This window comes from Methanocalculus sp. (genome assembly GCF_029762515.1).
GTDB lineage: Archaea > Halobacteriota > Methanomicrobia > Methanomicrobiales > Methanocorpusculaceae > Methanocalculus.
The window spans coordinates 1-1,732 of the sequence record NZ_JARVGN010000452.1; the positions used below are offsets into that span (position 1 = coordinate 1).

Annotated in this window: 2 protein-coding genes and 1 pseudogene; 2 read left to right on the top strand and 1 reads right to left on the bottom strand. The window is 52.8% G+C overall.

All coding sequences use genetic code 11. The features are described from left to right. On the bottom strand, nucleotides 1-261 hold a 261-nt coding region (locus QCH34_RS12055), incomplete at its 3' end, for a GTP cyclohydrolase, FolE2/MptA family (protein ID WP_300334495.1). 123 nt (nucleotides 262-384) lie between these two features. Between QCH34_RS12055 and ilvC the strand changes: the two genes are divergently transcribed. Next, entirely contained in the window at nucleotides 385-1,377 is a 993-nt protein-coding gene (gene ilvC, locus QCH34_RS12060; RefSeq protein ID WP_300334496.1) for a ketol-acid reductoisomerase, read from the top strand. A 48-nt stretch (nucleotides 1,378-1,425) separates the two neighbouring features. Beyond that, a pseudogene (locus QCH34_RS12065) lies at nucleotides 1,426-1,732 on the top strand (ArsR family transcriptional regulator); the annotation flags it as partial.

Below are 1,732 nucleotides of genomic sequence, written 5' to 3' on the forward strand. Positions count from 1 at the left end.
GCTGCAGACCTCCTCAATCTCTTTCACCTCGCCACCGATTGCCTCCTGGAGCACATCGTCGATCACTTCAAAATTCCGTGAGAGGTTTGCACCTTTCAGGGAGCCGGGGAGATCAACGAAGATATCAAACTTCGATATAAAGATCGCCGGACGTTTCCCGACACGTGCTACTTCCACGAGTTTTCGTACATTCCTGACACCCACCCGGCTCAGGTTGATCCGGATATCGGGGATAGTGGACTGAATATCAGACAGTTCCATGCGAAAAGACCTCTATCATTATATCTTCTTCACAGAAGATCGAGCTATAAAAGTACAGTCAGGTATGAGCCTGAGTATAATATATTTATGTAGGCTCGCACCGCATTACGTAATGGTAAAGCTATGGTCCAGAAGTACTATGACGCAGACGCCGATCTCTCTCATTTAAAAGGAAAGACGATCGCCGTGATCGGCTACGGCTCGCAGGGCCGCGGCCAGGCTTTGAATCTTCGTGACAGCGGACTCGATGTTATCATCGGCCTCCGCCCCGGCAAGAGCTGGGATGAGGCGAAGAAAGACGGGTTTACAGTCCTTACCGTTGCCGAGGCAGTAAAGAAAGCCGATCTGGTCCAGATTCTCCTCCCTGACGAGAGCCAGGCGGCTGTCTTCAGGTCAGAGATTGCAGGGAACCTCAAAAAGGGTGCATCGCTGGTCTTCTCACATGGATTCAACATTCATTTCGGCCAGATCGTCCCGCCGGAGACGGTGAATGTCTTCATGGTCGCTCCAAAAGGACCCGGATTCATGGTCAGGAGAACCTACACCGAAGGCATGGGCGTTCCCGCACTCATCGCCGTATACCAGGATGTCTCGGGCAATGCCCGCGCACTTGCGCTCGCCTATGCAAAAGGCATCGGTGCCACCCGTGCCATGGTCCTCGAAACAACATTCCGCGAAGAGACCGAGACCGATCTCTTTGGGGAACAGGCAGTTCTCTGCGGTGGTATCACCTCGCTGATCAGGGCAGGGTATGAGACCCTCGTTGATGCCGGGTACAGCCCGGAGATGGCATACCTTGAGGTTCTCCACGAGACGAAACTGATCATCGACCTCATCTACGAAGGTGGATTCACCAAGATGCGCAGATACATCAGCAACACCGCCCAGTATGGGGATATCACCCGCGGACCCCGTGTCATCGGACCTGAGAGCAGGATGGAGATGGAGGAGATCCTCTCCGAGATCCAGAACGGAACCTTTGCAAAAGAGTGGATCCTTGAGAATATGGTGGGCAGACCCGTCTTCAATGCATTGACCCGTGCCGATGAAGAGCATGAGATCGAGCATATCGGGGCAGAACTGAGAAAGGATATGCCCCAGTTCAAGAATCTTTAATCTTCTTTTTCCATATTTTTTATAGTACCAGATCCCATAACGCAGAGTATGAAGATCCTCTGCATCTACCATAGCGAGACCGGCAACACCCATTCTGTGATGGAAACACTCTCAAAAGCCACAGGAGCCGAACTGATCAGGGTCCGTGATCTTGCCGGATACGGAAAGACAACAATGTACCTGCTTGGCGCTCCCCGCGCCCGAAAGGGAGGCATTGCCGCAATCGATCCGGATGCAATCGATCTATCCGGTTATGACCTCGCTATACTCGGATCTCCGGTCTGGGCATCCCGCCCGTCACCTGCTGCAAACGCAATGATACAGGCAATGAAGAACTGTTCGGGGAAGAAGGCGG